The 25,847-nt window shown below is 35.2% G+C and carries 26 protein-coding genes and 1 tRNA gene; 18 read left to right on the top strand and 9 right to left on the bottom strand.

What is annotated here, in order from left to right:
* Nucleotides 1-103 precede the first annotated feature (103 nt).
* Nucleotides 104-790 carry a response regulator transcription factor gene (locus ACRHOC_RS01720; protein WP_431156777.1) on the top strand — a complete coding sequence of 229 codons (687 nt, stop codon included), beginning with the start codon at nucleotides 104-106 and terminating at the stop codon, nucleotides 788-790.
* A complete protein-coding gene (locus ACRHOC_RS01715; RefSeq protein ID WP_431156776.1) occupies nucleotides 790-1,833 on the top strand; it encodes a sensor histidine kinase in 1,044 nt (347 codons plus the stop codon). The genes ACRHOC_RS01720 and ACRHOC_RS01715 overlap by 1 nt, the downstream gene beginning before the upstream one ends.
* Here ACRHOC_RS01715 and ACRHOC_RS01710 read toward each other — a convergent pair.
* On the bottom strand, nucleotides 1,807-2,874 hold the full coding sequence (locus ACRHOC_RS01710) for a glycosyltransferase (protein ID WP_431156775.1): 1,068 nt from the start codon (nucleotides 2,872-2,874) through the stop codon (nucleotides 1,807-1,809). The genes ACRHOC_RS01715 and ACRHOC_RS01710 overlap by 27 nt on opposite strands.
* A 98-nt stretch (nucleotides 2,875-2,972) precedes the next feature.
* Here ACRHOC_RS01710 and trmB point away from each other — a divergent pair, with 98 nt between their 5' ends.
* From trmB to ACRHOC_RS01675, 7 genes are all read left to right on the top strand, one after another.
* Nucleotides 2,973-3,647, top strand: a complete 675-nt coding sequence (gene trmB / locus ACRHOC_RS01705; RefSeq protein ID WP_431156774.1) for a tRNA (guanosine(46)-N7)-methyltransferase TrmB — start codon at nucleotides 2,973-2,975, stop codon at nucleotides 3,645-3,647.
* A gap of 3 nt (nucleotides 3,648-3,650) precedes the next feature.
* A complete protein-coding gene (locus tag ACRHOC_RS01700; protein ID WP_431156773.1) occupies nucleotides 3,651-4,280 on the top strand; it encodes a lysine transporter LysE in 630 nt (209 codons plus the stop codon).
* The gene (locus ACRHOC_RS01695; RefSeq protein WP_431156772.1) at nucleotides 4,280-4,612 is read left to right on the top strand and encodes an MGMT family protein; all 333 of its coding nucleotides are present in this window, start codon (nucleotides 4,280-4,282) and stop codon (nucleotides 4,610-4,612) included. The genes ACRHOC_RS01700 and ACRHOC_RS01695 overlap by 1 nt, the downstream gene beginning before the upstream one ends.
* 108 nt (nucleotides 4,613-4,720) lie before the next feature.
* Nucleotides 4,721-5,860: a P-loop NTPase gene (locus ACRHOC_RS01690; protein WP_431156771.1), complete on the top strand. Its 1,140-nt coding sequence runs from the start codon at nucleotides 4,721-4,723 to the stop codon at nucleotides 5,858-5,860.
* Nucleotides 5,861-6,100: a NifU family protein gene (locus ACRHOC_RS01685; protein ID WP_431156770.1), complete on the top strand. Its 240-nt coding sequence runs from the start codon at nucleotides 5,861-5,863 to the stop codon at nucleotides 6,098-6,100.
* A gap of 66 nt (nucleotides 6,101-6,166) precedes the next feature.
* Nucleotides 6,167-7,222 (top strand): NAD(P)/FAD-dependent oxidoreductase, encoded by a 1,056-nt coding sequence (locus tag ACRHOC_RS01680; protein ID WP_431156769.1) that lies wholly within the window; start codon nucleotides 6,167-6,169, stop codon nucleotides 7,220-7,222.
* A complete protein-coding gene (locus ACRHOC_RS01675) occupies nucleotides 7,222-7,557 on the top strand; it encodes a ferredoxin (protein ID WP_431156768.1) in 336 nt (111 codons plus the stop codon). Before ACRHOC_RS01680 ends, ACRHOC_RS01675 begins: the two co-directional genes overlap by 1 nt.
* Before the next feature lies 1 nt (nucleotide 7,558).
* Here ACRHOC_RS01675 and ACRHOC_RS01670 read toward each other — a convergent pair whose 3' ends face one another.
* The 6 genes from ACRHOC_RS01670 to ACRHOC_RS01645 all read right to left on the bottom strand — a co-directional run bounded on the left by ACRHOC_RS01670 (nucleotide 7,559) and on the right by ACRHOC_RS01645 (nucleotide 12,285).
* Complete coding sequence (locus tag ACRHOC_RS01670; protein ID WP_431156767.1) at nucleotides 7,559-8,458, bottom strand: serine/threonine protein phosphatase; 900 nt, start codon at nucleotides 8,456-8,458, stop codon at nucleotides 7,559-7,561.
* A gap of 18 nt (nucleotides 8,459-8,476) precedes the next feature.
* Nucleotides 8,477-9,166 (bottom strand): SGNH/GDSL hydrolase family protein, encoded by a 690-nt coding sequence (locus tag ACRHOC_RS01665; RefSeq protein WP_431156766.1) that lies wholly within the window; start codon nucleotides 9,164-9,166, stop codon nucleotides 8,477-8,479.
* Between the two features lie 76 nt (nucleotides 9,167-9,242).
* Nucleotides 9,243-10,421, bottom strand: a complete 1,179-nt coding sequence (locus ACRHOC_RS01660) for an acyl-CoA dehydrogenase family protein (protein WP_431156765.1) — start codon at nucleotides 10,419-10,421, stop codon at nucleotides 9,243-9,245.
* A gap of 61 nt (nucleotides 10,422-10,482) precedes the next feature.
* Nucleotides 10,483-11,196: a tRNA1(Val) (adenine(37)-N6)-methyltransferase gene (locus ACRHOC_RS01655; RefSeq protein WP_431156764.1), complete on the bottom strand. Its 714-nt coding sequence runs from the start codon at nucleotides 11,194-11,196 to the stop codon at nucleotides 10,483-10,485.
* Nucleotides 11,196-11,726: a ribosome maturation factor RimM gene (gene rimM, locus ACRHOC_RS01650; protein WP_431156763.1), complete on the bottom strand. Its 531-nt coding sequence runs from the start codon at nucleotides 11,724-11,726 to the stop codon at nucleotides 11,196-11,198. The genes ACRHOC_RS01655 and rimM overlap by 1 nt, the downstream gene beginning before the upstream one ends.
* Before the next feature lie 61 nt (nucleotides 11,727-11,787).
* Complete coding sequence (locus tag ACRHOC_RS01645; protein ID WP_431156762.1) at nucleotides 11,788-12,285, bottom strand: 30S ribosomal protein S16; 498 nt, start codon at nucleotides 12,283-12,285, stop codon at nucleotides 11,788-11,790.
* 169 nt (nucleotides 12,286-12,454) lie between these two features.
* Here ACRHOC_RS01645 and ACRHOC_RS01640 point away from each other — a divergent pair, with 169 nt between their 5' ends.
* The 5 genes from ACRHOC_RS01640 (at nucleotide 12,455) to ACRHOC_RS01620 (ending at nucleotide 19,846) form a co-directional block, all read left to right on the top strand.
* Complete coding sequence (locus ACRHOC_RS01640; protein WP_431156761.1) at nucleotides 12,455-13,744, top strand: DUF6252 family protein; 1,290 nt, start codon at nucleotides 12,455-12,457, stop codon at nucleotides 13,742-13,744.
* Nucleotides 13,745-13,878: 134 nt separating this feature from the next.
* Nucleotides 13,879-18,264, top strand: coding sequence for a DNA polymerase III subunit alpha (dnaE, locus tag ACRHOC_RS01635; protein ID WP_431156760.1), 4,386 nt, complete (start codon nucleotides 13,879-13,881; stop codon nucleotides 18,262-18,264).
* Between the two features lie 118 nt (nucleotides 18,265-18,382).
* Nucleotides 18,383-18,700 (top strand): thioredoxin, encoded by a 318-nt coding sequence (trxA, locus tag ACRHOC_RS01630; RefSeq protein ID WP_431156758.1) that lies wholly within the window; start codon nucleotides 18,383-18,385, stop codon nucleotides 18,698-18,700.
* Between the two features lie 66 nt (nucleotides 18,701-18,766).
* A complete protein-coding gene (locus ACRHOC_RS01625) occupies nucleotides 18,767-19,696 on the top strand; it encodes a DUF58 domain-containing protein (RefSeq protein ID WP_431156757.1) in 930 nt (309 codons plus the stop codon).
* Nucleotides 19,697-19,772: 76 nt separating this feature from the next.
* A tRNA-Asp gene (locus ACRHOC_RS01620) sits at nucleotides 19,773-19,846 on the top strand.
* 500 nt (nucleotides 19,847-20,346) lie between these two features.
* Here the strand turns inward: ACRHOC_RS01620 and ACRHOC_RS01615 are convergent.
* Both ACRHOC_RS01615 and ACRHOC_RS01610 read right to left on the bottom strand, forming a co-directional pair.
* On the bottom strand, nucleotides 20,347-20,523 hold the full coding sequence (locus ACRHOC_RS01615; protein WP_431156756.1) for a hypothetical protein: 177 nt from the start codon (nucleotides 20,521-20,523) through the stop codon (nucleotides 20,347-20,349).
* A gap of 9 nt (nucleotides 20,524-20,532) precedes the next feature.
* Nucleotides 20,533-21,057 (bottom strand): hypothetical protein, encoded by a 525-nt coding sequence (locus ACRHOC_RS01610; RefSeq protein ID WP_431156755.1) that lies wholly within the window; start codon nucleotides 21,055-21,057, stop codon nucleotides 20,533-20,535.
* Nucleotides 21,058-21,562: 505 nt separating this feature from the next.
* Here ACRHOC_RS01610 and ACRHOC_RS01605 point away from each other — a divergent pair.
* From ACRHOC_RS01605 to ACRHOC_RS01590, 4 genes are read left to right on the top strand one after another with little or no spacing between them, the layout of a single operon-like run.
* Nucleotides 21,563-23,311 carry a type I restriction-modification system subunit M gene (locus ACRHOC_RS01605; RefSeq protein WP_431156754.1) on the top strand — a complete coding sequence of 583 codons (1,749 nt, stop codon included), beginning with the start codon at nucleotides 21,563-21,565 and terminating at the stop codon, nucleotides 23,309-23,311.
* Entirely contained in the window at nucleotides 23,311-24,243 is a 933-nt protein-coding gene (locus ACRHOC_RS01600) for a DUF4268 domain-containing protein (RefSeq protein ID WP_431156753.1), read from the top strand. Before ACRHOC_RS01605 ends, ACRHOC_RS01600 begins: the two co-directional genes overlap by 1 nt.
* On the top strand, nucleotides 24,244-24,558 hold the full coding sequence (locus tag ACRHOC_RS01595) for a hypothetical protein (protein WP_431156752.1): 315 nt from the start codon (nucleotides 24,244-24,246) through the stop codon (nucleotides 24,556-24,558).
* A complete protein-coding gene (locus ACRHOC_RS01590) occupies nucleotides 24,558-25,847 on the top strand; it encodes a restriction endonuclease subunit S (RefSeq protein ID WP_431156751.1) in 1,290 nt (429 codons plus the stop codon). Before ACRHOC_RS01595 ends, ACRHOC_RS01590 begins: the two co-directional genes overlap by 1 nt.

Here is a 25,847-nt window from a genome sequence, read left to right as displayed (position 1 = left end):
TATTGTAGTCCATTTAATGTTAGAGAATTGTTATCAATTAATTATTATACATAACTTAAAGCAGATAAACTTTATATTTACGAAACTTAAAAATAACCTAACCGTGAAGAAAAAGGATATTAAAATTCTCTTGGTTGATGACGAACCGGATATTTTGGAAATAGTCGGTTATAATTTGTCTTCCGAAGGCTATAATGTTATTACCGGAGAAAATGGAATTGAGGCCATTAATAAAGCCAAAAAACATAAGCCTCATCTCATTATTCTCGATGTTATGATGCCAGAAATGGATGGTATTGAGGCCTGTGAACGTATCCGAGAATTGCCAGATCAAGAAAATACGATTATCACTTTTTTAACGGCACGCGGTGAAGATTATTCTCAGGTTGCAGGATTTGAAGCAGGTGCCGATGATTATATCGCTAAACCAATAAAGCCAAAAGTTTTAGTGAGTAAAGTGAAGGCCTTATTAAGACGTCTTAAAGACACGGAAAACGCTGGGGACAATATTGTTAAAATTGGCGATCTTATCATATACAAAGACGAGTATAAAATTACCATAAAAGGCAAAGAAATTACCTTGCCTAGAAAAGAGTTTGAATTATTATCTTTGCTAGTAACCAAGCCTGGTAAGGTTTTTAAACGCGAAGAGATACTAGACAAAGTTTGGGGTAATGAGGTTGTCGTTGGTGGAAGAACTATCGATGTGCATATTCGTAAACTTCGTGAAAAAATTGGTGATAAATCTTTTAAAACCGTTAAAGGCGTTGGCTACAAGTTCGTGGACTAATGCAAAAAAGTAACTTTAAGAATACCTACAAATTTGCCATTCGAACATCGCTTTATGTAACGGTGTTTACGACACTCCTTGTGAGTGTTTTTTTATGGTACTATCATAAACTAAGTTGGCAAGTTATATTCTTTGCACCTGTATGTTACCTGTTATGTTTTGTCATAATTCAGTATAGGGTGGAGCGCTTTATTTACAGAAGGGTAAAGAAAATTTATGACGATCTTACACTTTTGGAATCTACAAGTCTAAGACAGCAACCTATTACTACAGATATGGGGACACTTACGCGAGAGATCGATAAATATGCCAAGGACAAAAAACTCGAAATCGAAACACTTAAGGTAAGGGAAGAATATAGAAAGGAGTTTATGGGTAATGTGTCACATGAACTTAAAACACCTCTGTTTACAGTACAAGGTTATATACTTACCTTGTTAGATGGTGCCATGGATGATGAAAAAATCCGAAAGAAATATCTGCAACGAGCAAGCAAAGGCGTTGAGCGACTTATCTATATCATTAAGGATTTGGATATGATCACAAAGTTAGAGGTCGGAGATCTGCGATTAAACAAAGAAGAGTTTGACATTGTAGAATTAGTGGAAGGAGTTTTTGAGTTATTTGAAATGAAAGCTTCTAAGAAGAAAATCACGTTAACTTTCGATATGGATTATAAGGAGCCTATAATGGTTTATGGAGATAAAGAGCGTATTCAGCAGGTTCTAACCAATCTCATTGTGAATTCTATTAAGTATGGACATGAGAAAGGCACAACAGAAGTAAGCATTGAGAACCTTATAAAGAATAAGGCCATTATTAGAGTCACGGATAACGGAGAAGGAATCGATGAAAAGGATTTACCTCGTTTATTTGAGCGTTTTTATAGAGTGGATAAAAGTGGCTCCAGAAAAGAAGGTGGTTCGGGCTTGGGCTTGTCTATTGTGAAACACATTATTGAGGCACACGAAGAGAAAATTTATGTTGAAAGTCAACTAGGGGTTGGAAGCGAATTTTCATTCACCCTCGAAAAGGCGGAATAATCCCTTTAGGCTCATAGTATTATTGTGATTTACAAAACCAGAAAAACCAATAGTGTCATTCAGCATTTTTAACTCAAAGTCCTCTTGATGACAATAAGGAACTATTTTTTTTCTATCTAAAAGTTGAGCGAGGTATTCCTGCTCATATTGCCCAGGTGTTGGAATGAAAAAAGCTCGTTTCTCTAGCTTAGCTAGATCCATAATCGTGGTGTAACCAGAACGGCTAAGAACGAGTGCACTTTGATTAATAGCGTCTTCAAGTTGAAAGCTTGTCATATAATTGTAGACACTAATATTTCTGGTAGTTTTCTTTTTTTGCTGTTCTTCAAATTTGCCTCTAACAAAAAGGACCTTTCCAGAGTACGAACTAAGTGCGTCAAGTAGTTTTTGTTCAAGATAGGTGCGCTGAGGTTCGGGTCCAGAAAGTAGGACCATGAGGTCATAGACTATTTCGGTTTCTCTTTTGTTAAATCTACTTAATGGACCAATATATTTTACTAGGATATGATTAAATCTACCATGACTTAAATCACCACTTAGATTATGCTCATCTTCATGATCTGGAACCCAACAAACATCAAACTTTGATATGATTTTTTGATGAAGTTTGGTGCTTAACCAGGTTGTTTTTCCGCTTAGAACTTTAAGTTGATGGGTAATGAAAATCGAGGGGATTTTTTTATGTCTTACCCCAAATCGATTGTCTGATATTATGCCAACGATATTTTCCGAATCAACAATTTCTTTTATTGCTTCTTTTTCCTTGCGAATTGTTCGTAATAAATGAGGCGAATCCTTAATGAGTTTCTTTTTAAAATTGCTTCCTTTTTTTGAATAGGTGATATTATAGGATGGTAATTCCAAACATTTTAATGTTGGAAACTCTTTTTGCAATAGAAGCAGTGCATCACCATCACTGGCAAGAATAGGTTTATAATTTTCTGATAATAAAGCCTTAATGATTGGGATACAACGCGTAGCGTGCCCAAGGCCCCAATTTAATGGTGCAACAAGAATATTTTTGGATTCGAGATCTTGCATTTAATTAGTCCGATACAATGTAAAAACTACTTTCATAAACAAAGATAAACCTAAAATGTTTCCTTAATTTTACGGCATTATTAAACTACTGTATTAAAGTGGGAAGCAAAAACAAGCTAAAGCGTTTTAAAGAAAACGAATCATTTAAAAATGTTTATCAGCCATCAAGAAGCGACTTGACTGAAGGACAATTCACCTTTAAGGGGAAATGGCGAGAAGAGGTCTTTAAAAATCAAAATCCAATCGTCTTAGAATTGGGTTGTGGAAAAGGTGAGTATACTGTTAATCTTGCAAAACGTAATCCTTCAAAAAATTTTATTGGCATAGACATTAAAGGGGCACGTTTTTGGCGTGGTGCTAAAACGGCTATAGAAGAACATTTAGATAATGTGAGTTTTTTAAGAATACAGATAGAACTCATTCAGCATGCCTTTTCGGAAAATGAGATTGACGAAATTTGGATTACTTTCCCAGATCCACAGATAAAGTACAAGCGTACAAAGCATCGCTTAACCAATTCGTCCTTCCTCCAACAATACAAGCAGATTTTAAAACCAGACGGGATTATGCATTTAAAAACAGATAGTGAGTTTATGCATGGTTACACCTTAGGTTTGTTGCATGGTGCAGGTCACGAAGTTTTATATGCAAATCATAATGTTTACAAATTAGAAGGGAGTCCTGAAGAAGTTACAGCCATACAAACATTTTACGAAGCTCAGTATTTAGAACAAGACAAAGCAATTACGTATATTAGATTTAAAATCAACTAAGATTTGAGCATTACTGTTGTATTTTTCCTTGGCTTATTCGTAGCATTAATTGGTGTAATTCCACCTGGACTGCTTAATATGACGGCAGCAAGAATTAGTCTTAAAGAAGGCCCGGGAAGAGGTATTACTTTTTCTTCAGGCGTTTGTCTCATTGTTTTCATTCAAACTTATATTGCGGCAATCTTTGCCAGATATTTGTCGAATAGACCAGATGTTGTAGATATTCTTCAACGGGTAGCCTTCGTCATTTTTGTGCTTATTACCATTTACTTTTTAGTCATTGCTAAAAATCATAAAGAGCCTATTATAAAGCCTGAGGTAAGAAGTAAAAAAAGCCGATTCTTTCATGGTATGTTTTTATCAGCTCTCAACGTATTTCCTATACCATATCAAGCTTATATGACTATCACCTTAGCTTCATTTGGCTGGATGAATTTTGAAAGACTAAGCATTATAACCTATGTAACAGGTGCCTCGATGGGGACTTTTGTGATGCTTTATTTCTATATCTTCTTTTTTGATAAAATTAAGGACCGATCTTTCACTTCCCAGAAGAGCATGAATTACAGTATTGGTATTATAACTGGCATTGTAGCTTTAATAACATTAGTTAATATTCTAAGAGAATTATAATGAAACCCGAAACTTTAGGTTTTTTTGAGAAAGTTTATGAAGTGGTTCGATTGATTCCTTTTGGAAGAGTAACGAGTTATGGCGCTATTGCTAAATACTTAGGCGCGACAAAAAGCGCAAGAATCGTTGGTTATGCTATGAATGCTTCACATACAAAAGATGTACCAGCACATCGCGTTGTAAACAGAAAGGGCTTATTAACCGGAAAGCACCATTTTGAGGGCACCAATCTAATGCAACAGTTATTAGAAAATGAAGGTGTTGAGGTTGTAGAAAATCAAATTCAAAATTTAGAGGCTATTTATTGGGATCCATCAAAGGAATTGATCTGATTTACTGCCTATTATCAAATTATATCTTACCATTATTCAATTCAATTTTAAGCTGTAAAAATCTGAACTTTTAGCAGTATCTTTGCAATTACAAAAAATTGATTTAACGTGAAGCTTAACAAACAAGATATTCTTACTGCTTTAAAGTCTATAACCGTACCTGGAGAAGGTGAAAATATGGTAGAAAGTGGTGCTGTTACTAATGTGGTGACTTTTGCAGATGAGGTTATTGTGGATATTACTATAAAGAATCCAAGTCTTCAGGCAAGGAAAAAAACTGAAGTAGAAATACTTCAGACCATTCATAAAGAAGTTTATGAAAAGGCCAAAATAAAGGTTAATGTAAAGGTCGACGCTCCTGCACAAAAACCAAAAAATGAGATTAAAGGGAAACCTATTCCAGGTATACAAAATATTGTAGCTGTTGCCTCAGGTAAAGGTGGTGTAGGTAAATCTACAGTAACAGCAAACTTAGCTGTTTCGCTAGCTAAGATGGGCTTTAAGGTTGGTGTATTAGATGCTGACATTTATGGGCCGTCTGTACCAATTATGTTTGATGTTGCTGAGGAACGTCCATTATCTGTAAATGTGGATGGAAAATCTAAGATGAAACCTGTTGAGAATTATGGTGTAAAGATTTTATCAATTGGATTTTTTACAAAGCCTGATCAGGCAGTAATTTGGAGAGGACCTATGGCGTCCAAAGCTCTTAATCAAATGATTTTTGATGCCGCTTGGGGCGAGTTAGATTTTCTTTTGCTTGATTTGCCACCAGGCACAGGCGATATACATTTGAGTATAATGCAAGCCTTACCTATTACAGGTGCAGTTGTAGTAAGTACACCGCAAAATGTTGCACTTGCAGATGCTAAAAAGGGTGTAGCCATGTTTAAGCAAGAAAATATCAATGTACCAGTATTGGGAATTGTTGAAAATATGGCCTATTTCACGCCAGCAGAACTGCCAGAGAATAAATATTATATATTTGGGGAGTCTGGAGCCAAGTATTTGGCAGAAGATTTGCAGGTACCTTTTCTAGGTGAAGTACCATTAGTACAAAGTATCAGAGAAGCAGGAGATATTGGTAGACCAGCTGCACTTCAAACAGCAACTCCAATTGAGGAGGCTTTTGAAGCTATTACCAGAGATATGGTACAGCAGGTGGTTTATAGAAACGAGGCTCTGCCGGCAACAGAGGCAATTAAGATTACAACAATGGCAGGTTGTTCTGCTGTTAAAAAGAAATAAATGAACTCAGAAGAACTAAAAATCAATGTAGAAAAAGCACTTGATGAAATCCGTCCTTTTCTACAAAGTGATGGAGGCGATATCAATTTGTTATCTATTGAAGAGGATAAATTGGTTAAAGTGCAATTGGTTGGTGCGTGTACAGCATGTAGCGTTAATCAGATGACTCTAAAGTCTGGTGTTGAGATGACGATTAAAAAGTATGCGCCACAGATCGAACGTGTTATAAATGTAGAATAGATAATGTGATAATTATCACATTTTAAAAGAAGAGGCCTTAGTAGATTTGCTTCCAATTCAAATTTCATGATTACAACTGATATTCTTATTATAGGTGCTGGTCCGACAGGACTTTTTACAGTTTTTGAAGCAGGATTATTAAAATTAAAGTGTCATTTAATTGATGCCTTACCACAACCAGGTGGGCAATGTTCAGAAATTTATCCCAAAAAACCCATTTACGATATTCCAGCATATCCTGAGATATTGGCTGGAGATCTTACAGACAAACTCTTAGAACAATGTAAGCAGTTTGCGCCAGGATTTACTTTGGGAGAGCGCGCTGATACTATTGAAAGACAAGACGATGGGTCATTTATTGTTACAACCAATAAAGGGACAAAGCACAAAGCACCTGTAGTAGCAATTGCTGGTGGCTTAGGAAGTTTTGAGCCGAGAAAGCCACAGATTGAGAACATCACAGACTATGAAGATTGTGGTGTGGAGTATATGATCAAAGAGCCAGAGATGTATCGCAATAAAACGGTAGTCATCGCAGGTGGTGGTGATTCTGCCTTAGACTGGAGTATTTTCCTTGCAGAGGTCGCAAAATCGGTTACTTTGGTTCATAGGCGCAACGAGTTTAGAGGTCATTTGGATTCTGTTGAAAAGGTACAGGAATTAAAAAATGCAGAAAAAATCAATCTAATTACGCCGGCCGAAATAACAGCAATAAATGGTGATGGAAAGGTTGAAAGTGTTGAGATAACTAAAAAAGATGAAGAGCCATTTAATATTGAAACCGATCATTTTATACCGCTCTTTGGTTTGTCACCAAAGCTAGGACCGATTGCAAATTGGGGACTAGAAATTGAGAAAAACGCTATTAAAGTTAATAATGCTCTGGATTACCAGACTAATATACCAGGAATCTTCGCTATTGGTGATGTTAATACCTATCCTGGTAAATTAAAGTTGATTCTTTGTGGTTTTCATGAAGCTACCCTAATGTGTCAAGCTGCCTATAAAATTATTCATCCAGGAAAACGCTACGTTTTAAAATATACAACTGTAGCAGGTGTAGATGGTTTTGACGGAACGCGTAAAGAAGCACCAAAAGCAGTTGTAAAAGCCATTGATTAATGGATAATCAAGATGTGAACATAACCATAATTGACCGTGATGGTGTTTCTCATAAAGTGGAGGCACCTACAGATATGGCAATGAATCTTATGGAAGTTGTTCGCAGTTACGAATTAGCGCCAGAGGGTACCATTGGTATCTGTGGTGGTATGGCTATGTGTTCGTCTTGTCAATGTTATGTCTTATCAGAAACTGAATTACCTGAAATGCAAGATGACGAAGAAGCAATGTTGTCAGAGGCATTTAATGTTCAAGACAATAGTAGATTAGGGTGTCAACTACATATCACACCAGAACTTGAAGGACTTGAAGTAGAACTTGCTCCTGAGATATAAACTATTCTGTTTTATAATCAATTAGAGGCGTTGGACCTTCTAATAACACTCTAACAATTTGCAAAATACCCTCATCGTTAGTAGCAATTTGCCATTTAATTAAGGAGATTTTCCCACCCTCTATTTCTAAACCAGTTATACTTCTTGGATGCACACAACTTCCATCATTAAAGAATGCTATATCGCCAGGTTCAGGAAATCTAGGCCTATGTGTATGGCCAGCTATGGTAATAAGATTGTCGTTATCAATAATCCACTTTTTTGTTCGTCGTTCTACTTTAATAAGCTCTTTGTAATTTTTAGCTGGACTAGTAGGATCAGCAATTCCCATGACATTTAAGGGTTTCCAAAGGACTCTAACCATGAAACGGCTCCACTTCCAAAACAGATAATTCCACCAGTCGGCTTGATGACCGTGACATAGAAATAACTCTTGTTGGGTTTGGCTATGTTTCAAAACAATCCCTTCATGATATTTAATATCGCAAAAGAGTTCTTCGTCATTACCTGTTTTAGGGTCAAAGTATGTGTTGAGGTATTTATCGACGTAATCTTGCTTTCGATAAACCATATCATGGTTTCCCCAAATCATGTGCAATCGTTCTTCATCATGAAATTGTTTCATGAGTAGATACACATTTTTGTGTGCATGTAATAAGGAAGTGAAAGATAAATTTTCCCAAAGTTCATCGCCATCACCTAATTCGCAATAATGAAAGCCTTCATTATAGTAGTGCTTTAATGCATGAAAATAAATATTTCTATTATTGGCAAAATCATCGGCAAAACTGTTATCGCCTCTGTGACAATCACTAAAAAGAATAAATTTAGAATTATCATTAAAAGGTATACGAATGGCTTCGTTGTACGCTCTATTTAGCCGACTTTTTGTTGAAAGCATAAATCGAATTTACACAATTTATTCTAATAGAATTTCGTAAGCCAAAGGAAGAAGTTGCACCACTAAATTTGAATAAGCAAGCGCTGAGGGATGCAAGTTATCTGGTGCCAATAATTCAGGATTGATGAGGCCATCATAAATTAAATTTTCAGCATCGATATAATTGTAGTCATTTTGGTTACAAAATGATTCAATATAGGCGTTATAAACAAGAAGTTCTTCAGTTATTTCTGCACCACCAAAAGCCTGGCCGAAACCTGTATTCGCATAATCTGGAATGGTTAATATTATCACATTTTCTTTTTTGCCTTTGGCGAGTTGAGTCGCTGTATCAACTAGTGTAGGGAAATCTTCTTCAAACCACGTAAAAGGTCTATTCTGAAATTGATTATTTACACCAATTAATAAGGTCACTAAATCAAAATTGCCTTGAGGATCTTCATTTTCAATACCATTTAATAAGTCTTTGGTATTCCATCCGGTTTGAGCTATGACCTGAAGCTCAAAGGTGTCTACAGCATTAAATCTTTTACTCAAACTATCTACGAGTTGCTCAGGATAACCACAAGTGTCGCAAACCGCTTGTCCAAACGTATAGCTATCACCTAAGGACAAGACTTTGAAATTTTTAGGAATAACCGGCTCAGTATCATCAGAGCTACAATTGAGCAGGCCAAATACTAACAACAGTATAATTATCTTTTTCATAAATGTAAAGATACAATATGCATAAACTAAAAATGCCTCCGAGTTCGGAGGCATTACTTAAAATATTTTGAGGTGCTTATTTAAAGGCGTTCAAACCTGTAATATCTAATCCTGTGATGAGTAAATGAATATCATGTGTTCCCTCATAGGTTATAACACTTTCTAAATTCATCATATGTCTCATAATGCTATACTCACCAGTAATACCCATTCCTCCGAGCATTTGTCTTGCTTCACGGGCAATCTTTATAGCCATTTCAACATTATTTCGCTTAGCCATAGAAATCTGCGCTGAGCTTGCTCTGTTTTCGTTTTTAAGCTGTCCTAATCTAAATGCTAGGAGTTGTGCTTTGGTGATTTCAGTAATCATTTCAGCAAGCTTTTTCTGTTGTAATTGAAAAGCCGCAATTGGCTTACCAAATTGAATACGTTCTTTAGAATAGCGCAGTGCTGTATCATAGCAATCCATTGCAGCACCAATTGCGCCCCAAGCAATACCATATCGTGCAGAGTCTAAACAACCAAGTGGTGCTCCTAATCCCGATTTGTTGGGTAATAGATTTTCTTTTGGAACTTTGACATCCTGAAAAATAAGTTCGCCAGTTGCCGACGCTCTTAAGGACCACTTGTTATGAGTTTCAGGTGTTGAGAATCCTTCCATACCACGTTCTACAATAAGACCATGTATACGACCTTCTTCATTCTTAGCCCACACCACAGCAACATCACAAAAAGGAGAATTACTTATCCATAGCTTTGCACCATTTAATAAATAATGGTCGCCCATGTCTTTGAAGTTGGTGGTCATTCCGCCAGGATTACTTCCATGATCTGGTTCTGTTAAACCAAAAGATCCCATCCACTCACCAGATGCCAGTTTTGGTAAATATTTTTGACGTTGTTCTTCTGTTCCGTATTTCCAAATAGGATACATTACCAACGAAGATTGAACGGATGCTGTACTTCTAACACCAGAATCACCACGCTCAATTTCTTGCATTATTAAACCATAAGAAATTTGATCTAATCCGGCACCACCATATTCTTCAGGTATATATGGACCAAAGGCTCCGATTTCAGCGAGGCCATTTATAATTTGTTTTGGGAATTCTGCACGTTGTGCATATTCTTCAATAATTGGAGAAACATCTCTTTTAACCCATTCTCTTGCGGCATCCCTTACTAATTTATGCTCATCAGTAAATAAATCGTCAAGATTGTAATAATCTGGGGCTTCGAATAAATCTGGCTTCATAAGTGAATTAAAATTTATGAAGCAAAAGTAACGAAAACGTTTTCATTGCCCAACCCTAAGCCTACATTTTGAGATAAAATTCTTTTGTTAATTCAATGTACTCTGGCGTGTATTGATGTCTATTAATTTCTATAGTCAGTTCGTCGGTTTGGAGTTCTGATTCTTGACGAGAAAAACATAATAGACTGCGTTTGAGCTCTGAGTTATTATTACCTCTTACAAGCGTAACCTCATTTAAGTATAGATGAATTTGATTAGCCAATTTTACAAATCGATCTTGCTCTTTATTAGGTATGATGGTGCAGAATTTACCATTGTCATCCAATAAATTTGCAACCGCATAAAGTAGATGCTCAAAAGGCATGGCATCATTAAATCTTGCTAGGTCTCGTGCTTTATTATTGGTTTTATAGTCTTCAGAATAAAAGGGAGGATTACAAACTATAAGGTCATATTTGTCCTCTACTTCTTCCACATATTCAAGTAGTGAAGCGTGATAACAAAAAAGCCTGTCATTCCAAATAGAATTTTCAAAGTTACCTGCACATTGTTCAAAAGCATCAGCATCTATTTCAATAGCTTCAACAAAACTTTGAGGAGAGCGTTGTGCTAGCATCAGTGCAATTAAACCTGTGCCAGCACCTATATCTAAAACAGATATAGGGTTATGATTTATATTGGCCCAAGCGCCAAGCAAAACACCATCCGTACCAATTTTCATGGCACATTTATCTTGGTTAATACTGAATTGCTTGAATTTAAAGGTATCGGACATTATCCTTCAAGATATAAATCAATTAGTCCTTCAGGAGTATTTACATGGATCACTTTCTTGGATCTGTCCACCTTTACAATGAACTCATCATTCATAGGAATAAGAATTTCAATACCATTTCGATCTATTTCAAATATAGCTTGCGCTGTAGAGTCATTAATGTTATTGATTATGCCCACTTCACCAAAATTTAAATCGATAATAGTGTAGCCAATAACCTCATGGAAGTAGAATTTATTGCCCTCTAATTTTGGGAGCATTTCTAATGGCAGATATAAATCTGATTTGAGAAGCGCTTCAGCATCAGCTTCAGTTTCAATATCCTCAAATTTTAAACGTAATAGATCGGACTTATGCAATTGCGATTTTTCTACAAAGAATGGCACTAAATTTCCTCTTAGGTCTATAAAAATCGCATCAATATTATTGTACAAATCGGGTTCATCAGTGTCTAACTTTGCTAAGAGTTCACCTTTAAAACTATATTTTTTTACAATTTTACCGAGATAAAAACAGTCGTCCTTTTTCATTGTGAAGTAAATAAAAAACCCTGACACATTGGTCAGGGTTAAAAGTATAAAAAATTAATTTTTACTCTTCTTCATTAGAAGCTTCAGTCTCTTCAGCTACTTCTTCTTCAACAGGCGTTGCTGCTGCTATACGAGCTTCATTAACTGCTTTTTCCGCTTCAAGGGCAACTGCTTTTGCATCGGCAGCGGCCTTAGATAATCCGTCAGCTTTCGCTTGGATTTTTGATGCTTTCTCGTCTAACCAAGCATTGAATTTTGCTTCAGCTTGATCTTCTGTTAAAGCACCTTTTTTAACACCACCAGCTAAATGGTTTTTTAATAGAGCACCTTTATAAGATAAAATTGCTCTAGCAGTATCAGTTGGTTGTGCACCATTCTGTAACCATTCTACAGATTTGTCTACATTCAACTCTATTGTTGCTGGGTTTGTGTTTGGATTGTAAGCACCTAATTTTTCTAAGTATTTACCATCTCTTTTTGCTCTGGCATCTGCTGCCACGATCCAGTAAAAAGGTTTTCCTTTCTTACCGTGTCTTTGTAATCTGATTTTAACAGGCATAATAATTAATTAGTGAGGTACTCGACCTCTGTTATTAATGAGGGCGCAAAGATAATACATTTTTTTAATTATCAATGGATTAATGACCTTAAGTGAATATCAAAAAATATTATACTTTTGACGGTCTCGATTCGTTATATTTGAATTGGACATAAATACGCATTTTAGAATGAAAAAAATAATCCTCATCTCTCTCACGTTCCTTTTATTATTTAGTTGCGGTGATGATATACAGTTTAATAATCCTGCTTTTCAAGGAGATCGCGAAAATGAGCTTTGGAGAGCCAAAGTTTTTTACGCCGAAATTGAAGCTAATGGGTTTTTAACCATAGTTGGTACCAACAATATTGAGACTGTAGAATTAAAAGTTCCAACTGTTGCAGAAGGCACTTATATTTTTGGAGATGTTGATGCCATGGAAGCGGTTTACACGGATGCGTTTAACACCAGATATTCAACAAATAACAGGCCAGATGAAAGCGTATCAGTATATCCTGAATTGGGAGAGATAGTAATTGAGGAAATTGATTTAGTAAATGCTACGTTTACTGGAACATATCGATTTTTAGCTTTCGATTCTTCGGGTCTTAACTCTATCGGTTATGCCAACGGAATTTTTTATAAGGTACCTCTTGAGTTTGGCGAATTCCCTGCAGATCCAATTACATGTGAGGATGTACAGGCTGATGCATTGGTTGCAAGATTAGCTTATGAGGCCACATTTGATCCAAGTTTAGATTTTATTGATAGTGTAGCACTAGCTGAGGCCTGTAATAATTATGTGGCCGCGCTTAATACGCAACGTAACTATTGTGGAGACGTTGAAGGCACAATCCAAGATATTATCGATGGCTTGGGAGATTGTCAAATTACTTGTGCCCAAGCACAGGCAAATACAGCAGAGGCAGAAGCTCAATTTAGTAGTGCGTCTTTAGGTACATACATTGCATTATGTGAACAATACAGAACATATTTATTAGAGGATATTAGTGTTTGTGGACCTGGAGATGGATCAATACAACTTATTTTGGACGACTTAAATTGTGATGATGATGATGGTGACGGTATTGCAAACGTTTTTGAAGATTTTAATGGTGATGGTGATTTAACTAATGATGATATTGATGGTGACGGCATAGCAAATTACTTGGACGATGACGATGATGGCGATGGGATTTTAACCATGGATGAAGCTTTTGATGCGAATGGAGACCCAATTGATACTGATGGTGATGGTGATGTTGATTTTCTAGATAGTGACGATGATGGTGATGGGTTACTATCTAATTTTGAAACTGGTGACAGTGACGGTGATGGAACACCAGACTATTTAGATAATGACGATGACGATGATGGGATCTTAACTATTAATGAAAATGCAGATCCAAATGGAGACGGTAATCCTGCTGATGCAGTGGACACCGATGGTGATGGAATTCCTGATTATTTGGATGTATAAGAGATTTTAAATAATATATCAAAAGCCACCTTTTTAGGTGGCTTTTTTGTTTACAACTGTTTATAACTTCATTTTATATAAGTAGCTTTATTTACTATTTTTAAAGTTCGATTTGTTTTCACAAAAAGGGTTTTATGTATTTAATTTTTGACACTGAAACAACAGGTTTACCAAAGCGTTGGGATGCACCGATTACAGATACTGATAATTGGCCTAGAGTTGTTCAAATTGCTTGGCAGTTGCATGATGCAATGGGAAATTGTATTGACCATCAAGACTACCTTATAAAACCTGAAGGATTCAATATTCCTTTTGATGCAGAAAAAGTTCATGGAATCTCTACTGAGTTAGCTGACGAACAGGGTGTATTACTCGATGAAGTTTTAGAGAAATTTAAAGCTATCCTTAACAAATCAAAGTTTGTTGTTGGACAGAATGTTAAGTTCGATCTTAATGTAATGGGAGCTGAATTTGTGAGAGCTGACATAGCTAATCAATTGCAAGAATTACCAGTTTTAGACACCTGTACAGAACATACCGCTTTAATGTGTCAAATACCAGGTGGTCGAGGTGGAAAGTTTAAGTTACCAACACTTACAGAATTACATCAGTTTTTGTTTGGACAACCATTTGCAGAAGCGCATAATGCCACTGCCGATGTTGAGGCCACCACCCGATGCTTTTTGGAGTTAATAAGACGCAAAGAATTTACCAAAGAAGAATTAGACGTTCAGCCCGATTATTTTGATAATTTTTCTGAAGCAAATCCAAAACCAATTGATTTAATTGGTCTTAAGCATATAAATCTTAAGCGAGAGAGCGCAAAGATAAATGAGCGCCTTCAGAATAAGCAATCTGTTAGTCATGGTTCCGAAACCTCAGATGAGATAAGACAGCAATTGACTGAGGTAGATTTTGTTCACTTACATAATCATTCTCAGTTTTCAATACTTCAATCTACAATTAGCATAAAAGATTTGGTAGATGCCACTGCTAAAGACGAGATGCCTGCTGTTGCATTAACCGATCATGGGAATATGATGGGTGCCTTTCATTTTGTGAGTGCTATATCTAATCATAATAAACAGGTAAAGGCTCAACACAAAAATGCCGAGGAGAATGGTGAAAATAAAGAGTGTAAACTCATAAAACCAATTGTTGGTTGTGAGTTTTTTGTATGTGATAACCACCAAGATAAAACGAGAAAAGACAATGGCTATCAGATTGTTTTATTAGCAAAAAATAAAAAAGGGTATCATAATCTGGCGAAGTTATCATCGGCTGCTTTTACGGATGGATTTTATTATGTGCCAAGAATAGATAAAACGCTTATCGAAACCTATAAGGAGGATCTAATTTGCTTAACGGGTAACCTTTATGGTGAAGTGCCAAGCAAAGTGTTGAACGTTGGTGAAAGACAAGCAGAAGAGGCTTTACTTTGGTGGAAAGATACTTTTGGGGGGGATCTTTATATTGAGTTAATGCGACATAATCAGGAGGATGAAAATCGTGTTAATCAGGTATTAATTCAGTTCTCGAAGAAACATAACATAAAGCTTGTTGCCACAAACAATACCTATTACGTCGAGCAAGAAAATGCCAACGCACATGATATTCTCTTGTGTGTAAAAGATGGTGAAAAGCAATCAACTCCAATTGGTCGTGGACGTGGCTATCGCTATGGGTTGCCAAATCAAGACTATTATTTTAAGTCCTCCGAAGAAATGAAGGCCTTATTTAGAGATGTGCCTGAAGCAATTATTAATATTCAAGAGGTAGTTAACAAAATTGAGCCTTATGAATTAGCGCGCGATGTTCTGTTACCGGCTTTTGATATTCCTGAAGAATTTAAAGATGCTAAAGATGAAGAAGATGGCGGTAAGCGTGGTGAAAATGCGTATTTAAAGCATCTTACATATCAAGGTGCGGAAAAGCGTTATGGAGAAATAACGGCGGAAATTAAGGAGCGATTAGATTTTGAGCTCAGCGTTATTGAAAATACGGGTTACCCAGGCTATTTTTTAATTGTAGAGGATTTTATTAGGGAAGCACGTAATATGGATGTGTCTGTTGGTCCAGGTCGAGGTTCTGCAGCGGGCTCAGTGGTGGCTTACTGTCTTTGGATTACGAATATTGATCCTATTAAGTACGATTTACTTTTTGAGCGATTTCTTAACCCAGATCGTGTGAGTATGCCTGATATCGATATCGATTTTGATGATGAAGGTAGAGGGCGTGTTATGCAGTATGTAATTGATAAATATGGTGCTAATCAAGTGGCACAGATTATCACCTATGGTACAATGGCAGCAAAGTCTTCTATTAGAGATACTGCACGTGTATTAGATTTACCACTTAATGAGGCCGATCATATTGCGAAACTAATTCCAAATATGTCCAAACTTGGAAAAATATTTGGGAAGTCAGAAAAAGAGCTTGCTCAGAAATTTAGGCAAGAAGAACTGCTAAAGGTTAATCAATTATTAAATATATCTGAAGGTGAGGACCTTCAAGCAGAAACGGTAAACCAAGCTCGTGTTCTAGAAGGTTCCGTTAGGAATACTGGTATACATGCTTGTGGTGTCATTATTACTCCAGGAGATATTACCAATTATGTTCCGGTGGCGACGGCTAAAGATTCAGATTTATACGTTACTCAATTTGATAATTCAGTGGTTGAAAGTGCTGGTTTACTTAAGATGGATTTCTTAGGATTAAAAACACTAACACTTATAAAGGATACGGTTAAGATTGTAAAGGCCAAACACGGTATTGAACTAGATCCTGAGAATTTTCCTTTAGATGACGAAAAGACCTATGAACTATTTCAACGTGGTGAGACTGTAGGGATCTTTCAGTATGAATCTCCTGGAATGCAAAAACATATGAAGCATCTTAAACCTACTGTTTTTGATGATTTAATTGCCATGAATGCCTTGTATAGACCAGGTCCGATGGAGTATATTCCAAGTTTTATTAATAGAAAACACGGCAAGGAAGAGATAATTTATGACTTGCCAGAAATGGAAGAGTACCTCAAGGAAACTTATGGTATTACTGTATATCAAGAGCAGGTAATGCTCCTGTCACAAAAACTTGCCGATTTTACCAAAGGTGAGGCCGATGTTTTACGGAAGGCGATGGGTAAAAAACAAAAGGCTGTCCTCGATAAAATGAAACCAAAATTCATAGACCAAGCTGCAGCAAAGGGTATGGATAAGGAGAAACTCGAGAAAATCTGGAAGGATTGGGAGGCTTTTGCGAGTTATGCATTTAATAAATCCCATTCTACGTGTTACGCTTGGATTGCCTATCAGACAGCATACTTAAAAGCCCATTATCCTGCAGAGTACATGGCGGCAGTTCTTTCTAATAATATGAACGATATCAAATCGGTCACCTTTTTCATGGAAGAATGTAAGCGCATGCGTTTACCAGTTTTAGGACCAAGTGTTAATGAGAGTTATTATAAATTCTCGGTAAATAAGAATAATGCCGTAAGATTTGGAATGGGTGCGATAAAGGGTGTTGGTCATGGAGCTGTGAAAACAATTGTTGAGAACCGGAAAAAGGATGGCCATTACAAATCAATTTTTGATTTGGCAAAACGTATCGATTTAAGAGCAGCCAACAAAAAATCCTTTGAGGGACTAGCAAATGCTGGTGGGTTTGATTGTTTTGAAGACACACATCGTGCACAATATTTTGCTCATGATGGTGATGGGATTACGTTTTTAGAGAAAGCCATACGTTATGGTGCCAAACATCAAGAAAATGAAAATTCTGCTCAGGTGAGTTTATTTGGTGATGCAAGTGAGGTTCAGATTGCTGAACCAAAAGTGCCACCATGTGAGGATTGGGGAACTATGGAAAAGCTATCCAGAGAAAAAGAAGTGGTTGGTATCTATATTTCTGGTCATCCATTAGATGATTTTAAAATTGAAATGAAAACCTTTTGTAATGGTGATATATCAGTTTTCAAGGATTTAGAAACTGTTATAAATAGAGAAATTACATTTGGCGGTGTAGTTACCGATGTGCAACATCGTGTGAGTAAACAAGGGAAAGGATGGGCTTTATTTACTATTGAAGATTATTCGGATAGTCATGAATTCAGAATTTTTGGCGAAGAATATTTAAAATTCAGGCATTTCTTTGTTATTAATTCTTTTGTTTATGTAAGAGCTTTTGTTAAAGAAGGTTGGGTGAATAGGGAGACCGGCAAAAAAGGAGAGCCAAGAATTCAATTCAATAATTTCCAATTATTACATGATGTGATGGACACCTATGCTAAAAAACTGTCTATTCAGCTCAATATAGATGATCTAGAACAAAATAAGATTGCTGATTTGCAAGAAGTATTTAAGATGCATAATGGTAATCACGCATTAAATTTTATAGTCTACGATCATTCTGATAAGCTCAAATTAAATATGCCAAGTAGAAAACAAAAAGTAAAAATCTCACAAGAACTCTTAAATGAGCTAGAGACGTACGAAATAAATTACAAGTTAAATTAGCATATAACCAGCCAATGGTTCTATTACCAAAACAAATACTACCCTTGTAAGGTTTGGCATTTTTTTTGACTAATATTGCATACAAAATTGAAGTAAAATTTTATTAAAAATATAGATTATGGCATTAGAAATAACAGATGCGACATTTGAAGAAACGGTATTAAAGAGTGATAAGCCTGTAATGGTAGACTTCTGGGTGGCTTGGTGTGGTCCTTGTCGTATGGTTGGTCCTATCATCGATGAAATAAGTCAAGAATATGAAGGTAAAGCTGTAGTTGGTAAAGTAGACGTAGATACAAACCAAGAATTTGCAGCAAAGTATGGTGTTAGAAATATACCTACTGTTCTTGTATTTCAAAACGGTGAGGTTGTAGGACGCCAAGTTGGTGTAGCACCTAAAAATGCTTATGCAGATGCAATTGATGCATTATTATAAGAAATAGTAATAAAGAAATGATAAAAGGTTTGCCATTTCGGCAAACCTTTTTTAGTTTCGATTAATATGGATTTACAATTAGAGCTAAATAAGGCTGGTGGGTTTAAGAATCTTGAGTTGTTAGCTAAACAAGTCGTGGAGGGATTTATAGCGGGTATGCATAAAAGTCCTTTTCATGGTTTTTCTGCAGAATTTGCAGAACACAAAATCTATAACCAAGGTGAAAGTACCAAGCATATTGATTGGAAATTATATGCAAAGACTGATAGATTATACACAAAACGCTATGATGAAGAAACAAATCTTCGATGCCAACTTATTGTAGACAATAGTGCCTCGATGCATTATCCTAAATCTGCTGGATCAACCATAGATAACCTTAATAAAATATCCTTTTCAGCTTTAGCATCGGCCTCATTAATGCATATTTTAAAGAAACAACGTGATACTGTTGGATTGAGTATTTACAGCGATAATTATAATTTTTATGCACCAGAAAAGGGTAGTGAGCGTCATCATCAAATGCTATTGAGCAAATTAAGCGAAGCGGTATTGGTTAATTCCAAGTCACAGACTACCGAAACTTATAAATATCTTCATGAGATCGCAGACAAAATTCATAGAAGATCCTTAATATTTTTATTTACAGATATGTTTCAAACCTCAGAAGAGGATGAAAAGTTATTTGAAGCACTTAGACATCTTAAGCATAATAAGCACGAGGTAGTCTTGTTCCATGTATTTGATAAGCAAAGAGAATTGTCATTTAATTTTGATAATAGACCTAAGCGATTTATTGATGTAGAAACTGGAGAATATATTAATTTATATCCAGATAACATTAAAGATAATTATGAGAAGGCTGTTGAAGATTACTTTAAAAACCTGAGTTTAAAGTGCGGTCAATACAGAATTAAATATGTCGAGGCCGATATAAATATGGGTTTTAATTCTATCCTTACTACTTACATGATAGAGCGGCAAAAATTTGTTTAGAGAATTGCCTATTTTTTCTCTTTTTTGTTTGTGATATTAAAAATGCAATGTATATTTGCCCTCGCTATAAAGCAACGGTCTGGTAGTTCAGTTGGTTAGAATATCTGCCTGTCACGCAGGGGGTCGCGGGTTCGAGTCCCGTCCAGACCGCAAGATTCAAAAAGAGGCTCTATAGATTTAGAGCTTTTTTTGTTTAAAGACGTTGTGTTGTTCCCAGTAAAATGGGGCGGTTTAAGTAGTTAAACCAATGGAAAGCTTTCCTTTTTTCTGCAAAGAAAATTGTGAAGCTTTTTTGTTTTTGTACGGTTTTTGTACGGTCATTTCCATTCAGGATTATTATTATGGCAAAAGAAGTGACAATTGATGGAAACTTTGGTAATGCTTTTGAATAGTGAGTTTAGGGTGAATCATAAATGTTCTTTTAGCAATTATAATGTACAAATTACTATAGCTTAATAAACACCTTATAGACGTACCCTTTTGCCTCGATTAGTGATAGTGAATTTAAAAAAGTTCAAAAGTTTTGAGATAGAATCTTTTTACTGGAAGGGGGGTGCTTCTTTTAAATTGGGTTTTCTTTTTGACTTGGTAGGGGGTAGTTTATATAGAGACCCTAATCTCCCCAATTTTCCGAAAAAAAATCAATGTGGTTAACAATTACTTTTAAAGAAATCTGCTTTTTCTTTGATTGCAGAGATTACGCTTCCAATTGCATGTCCAGTTGTTCCACCTCCTGTTTTTTTCCAGATAGTTAAGTACTCTTCCAAGTCTAGTTGTAAACTGTATAACTTATTTAAAATCTCTTCTTTTTTTTCCGTTCTCGTCATGTCCATTCGTTACTTAAGTTGTTTTTTTTGCGTGCATTCAGTAAGCTCATACCATAAATCGATATATCTGAGTGATAAATATTTTGACAATAGGTTAGAATTTGCAGCAACGTTAATTTTATCATTATACCATTCTTCGGTAATTGCAAGATGCTTCTTGCCCTTTTTCCATTCTGTTTTTTTCCATTCAACTGACTTGTTATTAGTAGAAATAGTAACAAATGTTGAATAAAGTTCTTTGTCTATTTTACTTGAATTGTAGCTAAAAGAAGATTTGTCAATATCGGACAAGTAAAATGAGATTTCTGTTTTGTTGAATCGAGTTCCCCAATCAGCAAAGTTTACAATGTTTATTCTCTTGGTTGTTGGGTTATATTTCATGTCTAATTTGTACTTCATTTCATTGCCAAATACAACTTCAGACCAGTTTGATAACTCTTCTATTTGAGCTATAATTTCTTGTTTAGTTTTCTTGTTCTGAGCATTGATTGAAATTGTTATGGAAGCTAAAATAATTAGGCTAAATAGTTTCATCTTGAGGTTTTATTATTTCACCAGTTCCGAAAGTGATTTTATTATTTTGTTAAAAAGAAAAGCACGGAACTATAGCTTACTGAACAAGAGGTACTGGTATACCTAAACCCAAATAAACCAAGCCCGTGCCAAGACACAGGCATTAGGTCTATTATTCTTGGGTTTTAAAAATTACCAGTTTTCTTGTTCAATGAATAACAGCTAATGCAATCTTATATGTTGAATCTAATTTTCTATTCTTATACTTTTTATTAATTCTTTTGTTTGGTAAATGTACTATTTATGTTCTAAAATAGTAACACCGTTTAAGTTTAACTAATCAATTGACGAAGCTCTTTTGGCTGATTTGACAGATTGCCATTGCTAAAAGGTGATTTTAATAGCGTTCAAACTTTATAAACTTAAAACAATTTAGGGAATTTCTTACTAAAATATTTAGTCTTGAAACTAACTTTAATTATATTTATCCCTAATTCTCTCTCTCCCTTAATTAACTAGATAATATATGACAAACATTAAAGAGTCAGCAAATTTTATATGGTCTATAGCAGACCTTTTAAGAGGTGATTATAAGCAAAGCGATTATGGTAAAGTTATTTTGCCATTAACTGTTTTAAGGCGTTTAGATTGCGTACTGGAAAATACTAAAGCTAAAGTGCTTAAAAAATATAGTCAAGTTAAGACCATGAATATTCAAAATCTTGACCCTATCCTTAATAAAGAAGCTGGTTATAATTTCCATAACAAAAGCCCATTCGACTTTAACAAGCTTATTGCTGACCCAAACAATATTGCATCCAATTTGAGAAATTACATTAATGGTTTTTCTGAGGATGCCAGAGAAATCATAGAACAGTTTGAATTTGACAATCAGATTACCAAGTTAGATGATTCTAATCTAATATTCATGGTGTTAAAACGATTCCAAGAAGTCGATTTACATCCAAATAGAATTTCCAGTATGGAAATGGGTTATATGTTTGAGGAGCTAATACGAAAGTTTGCTGAAATCTCTAACGAAACCGCAGGGGAACACTTTACACCTAGAGAGGTAATTCGTTTAATGGTGAATCTCTTGTTTATGAACGACAGAGAAATTCTTACTCAAAAAGGTATTGTGAAGACCATTTTTGACTGTTGTGCTGGAACTGGAGGTATGCTATCTGTAGCCGAAGAGTATTTAGCCGAATTAAATCCAGATGCTCGTTTGGAAGTGTTTGGTCAAGAGCTTAATCCAGAATCTTATGCCATATGTAAATCTGATATGCTTATTAAAGGTCAAAACCCATCTAATATTAAACATGCAAACAGTTTAAAACGCATTACTGACACTAAATTAAAAGGTGACCAGTTTATAAATCATAAGTTTGATTACTTAATTACAAACCCTCCTTTTGGTGTTAAATGGAAAAAGGTTGAAAAGGAAGTAAAAGATGAACATAATGAGCTTGGTCATGGTGGTCGTTATGGAGCAGGGTTACCTTCTGTAAGTGACGGTTCATTTCTATTTTTGATGAACCTCATAAGTAAAATGCAAGACCCTAAGAAGGGTGGTTCACGTTTGGCTATCGTTTTTAATGGCTCTCCATTATTCTCTGGTTCGCCTAGCAGTAAAAAGAATGAAAGCTCTATTCGTCAATGGATAATAGAAAATGACTTGCTAGAAGCCATAATAGCCCTCCCCAATCAACTATTTTATAATACTGGAATAAGCACTTATATATGGATGATTAGTAATCATAAGCCTTCTGAACGTAAAGGTAAAATACAACTCATTAATGCTATAGATTTCTATAAGAAAATGAGCAAGTCATTAGGCGATAAACGCAATGAACTCAGTGATGACCACATCAAGGACATAACGGAGCTTTATGGTAGTTTTAAAGAGAGTAAGTACTGCAAGATTTTTGATAATGAAGATTTTGGTTACTCTAAAGTTACGGTTGAAAGACCTCTTAAGGAACAAGGTAAAGTGATTACTGACCGTAGTGGAAACCCAAAACCAGATAGCAGTTTAAGAGATACTGAAAACATTCCTTTAAAAGAAGACATTAAAAGTTACATGAAAAGAGAGGTTCTACCTCATGTACCTGATGCTTGGGTGGATGAAAAGAAAACCAAGGTTGGTTATGAAATCAACTTTACAAAATACTTTTATGAGTACAAGCCATTGAGGTCTTTAGAAGAGATTAAGGCTGATATTTTGGCGTTAGAAGAGCAAACCGATGGTTTAATTAAAGAAGTTATAAGCTAATGAACAAAAAGTTAGGTAAGCTAAACAAAGTTAATTTAAGAGAGTATTGGGCGCATGAAGCTCTTGACTTTACTCAATGGTTGGCTCAAGAAGAGAATATTCAGTTGTTAAGTGATGAAATAGGCATTTCGTTAATCAATGTGAGACCAGAAGAAGCTATAGGACGATACAATGTGGATTTGGTGGCTACTGATGAGGATTCAGAGCGAAAAGTAATCATTGAAAACCAATTAGAATATACAGACCATAAACATCTAGGTCAAATCATTACTTACGCCTCTGGATATAATGCCAGTATTATTATTTGGATAGTTAAAGAAGTAAGAGAAGAGCACCAAAAAGCAATGGAGTGGTTAAACAATAATACTTCAGCAGACTTAAGTTTCTTCCTAATTCGTATGGAGTTGTGGCAAATTGGCGATTCTCCTTTTGCTCCTAAATTTCATATTATAGTTGAGCCTAATGACTGGGCAAAAGCTTTACAGGAAAGTGCAACTACAACCAAAGAGTTGACCGACACAAAATTAAGTCAATTGGATTTTTGGAAGCAATTTAAAGATTATGCTAAAGCCAATAATACGAGTTTAAGAATTGGCAGAAAAGCAAGAGCGCAACATTGGTATAACATTAGTTTTGGAACTTCAGAAGCCCATATTTCATTAACAGTAAGCACTAGAGATAATGCGATTGCCTCTAGTATTTATATATCAAAATCTCCCAAGCTATTCGAAAAATTCTTAATAAACAAAGAGGCTATCCAAGAAGGTTTAGGGTTTTCCTTAGAATGGAATGAGTTGGAAGGTAAATTAGCTTCAAGAATAACCATTGGAAGAAATGCTGACCTAAGTAATGTGGATGAATGGGAAGCCTATTTTAGTTGGCTGCTAGAAAAGGCTGAAAAAATGGCTAAAGAATTTTCTAAATTTTTATAAATGAGTGAGAATATTGATTTAACGGAGTTTTTGGTGTCCAAAATAGATGAGGTCAAACAGCTTGAATATTCCAAGAACAATGCTCAAAAAGTAATTGATATATGTTTAGATATTAGAAATGAAGTGATTAAAAAAGAAGATATTCCAGATAAAACTAGGTTTATAAAATTCGACTTAAGGTTGTCTACAGACCCCTTTGTATTTATTCTAAATGACGAAGACCAGCCTGAAGACGATATAGATAAATACTGGAATGACCATATTGGTGAATTACTTTTTGATTTGAAGGGACTATTAAGAGGTTTAAGGAGATAATGAAAAAATATAAATTATATAAGGATTCTGGAGTTGATTGGATTGGTAAAATTCCTAAGCATTGGAAAATCTCAAAACTTAAATTTAATTCAAGAATAAAAACGGGATACACTCCTCCAATGGCTGAACCAGATAATTATGCTAAAGAAGGTATTATTTGGGTAAAACCAAATATGTTAGATGAATTTAACCCAATTATTGATTCTGATATAAAGATTAGTGATAAAGGGAAAAAAGAAAACAATATTTTACCGAAAGGGTCGGTGCTTTTATGTTGCATTGGCACGATAGGTAAATTTGGAATAGCAGGAACTGATTTAATTACCAATCAACAAATTAACGGTATTCTTTTTTTGAATAATATTAATTCAGAATATGGAAAGTACTTCATGTCTTCTTCTGAGGATGAATTGAACAGTATTGCTAACGGCAATGTTGTCAAAATTTTGAATACAGAAAAACTAGGTAATATTAAAATACCTATTCCAACAATTGAAGAGCAAACCCAAATAGGAGGATATTTAGACAAAAAAATATCTCAAATTGGTAAATTAATTACTCAAAAAAAACAAATAGTTCAGTTTTTAAAAGAGGAACGAAAAGCAATCATAAATCATAGTGTGACAAAAGGCATTAATTCAAGTGCTTCAATGAAAGACTCTGATGTTCAATGGTTAGGGAAAATCCCAGAGCATTGGGATGTAAGAAGAACTAAATATCTATTTGATATAAGAAAAAATATAGCAGGAAAACTAGGATATGATGTCTTGTCGGTTACTCAAAAAGGTATTAAAATAAAAGATATAACAAGTGGTGACGGTCAGCTTTCTATGGACTATTCTAAATACCAACTGGTCAAAAAAGAGCAGTTTGTTATGAACCATATGGATTTATTGACTGGATTTGTTGATAAATCACAATATGAGGGAGTTACTAGTCCTGACTATAGGGTGTTTGAAAGTATAAGTAGTGAGAGTAAAAGTGATTATTACCTTTATCTCTATCAAATGTTTTATAATGAAAAACTATTCTTTCCTTATGGAAGAGGAAGTGCTCAAGCAGGTAGATGGAGGCTGCCTGCTATTGAATTTAGGGATTTTAGACTTCCCGTCCCTCCAGTTGATGAGCAAGAGCAAATAGTTGCCTATATTAAAACAAAGCACAATGAAATAGATAAGACTTTATCTGTTTTGAAAAAAGAAATAAAATATTTGAATGAATACAAAACTACATTAATCAGTGAAGTGGTTACTGGTAAAATTGATGTTAGAGAAGAAGTTTTAATTTAA

It is taken from the genome of Winogradskyella poriferorum, from assembly GCF_050618035.1.
GTDB lineage: Bacteria > Bacteroidota > Bacteroidia > Flavobacteriales > Flavobacteriaceae > Winogradskyella > Winogradskyella poriferorum_A.
This window is presented reverse-complemented; position numbering and strand designations above follow the sequence as displayed.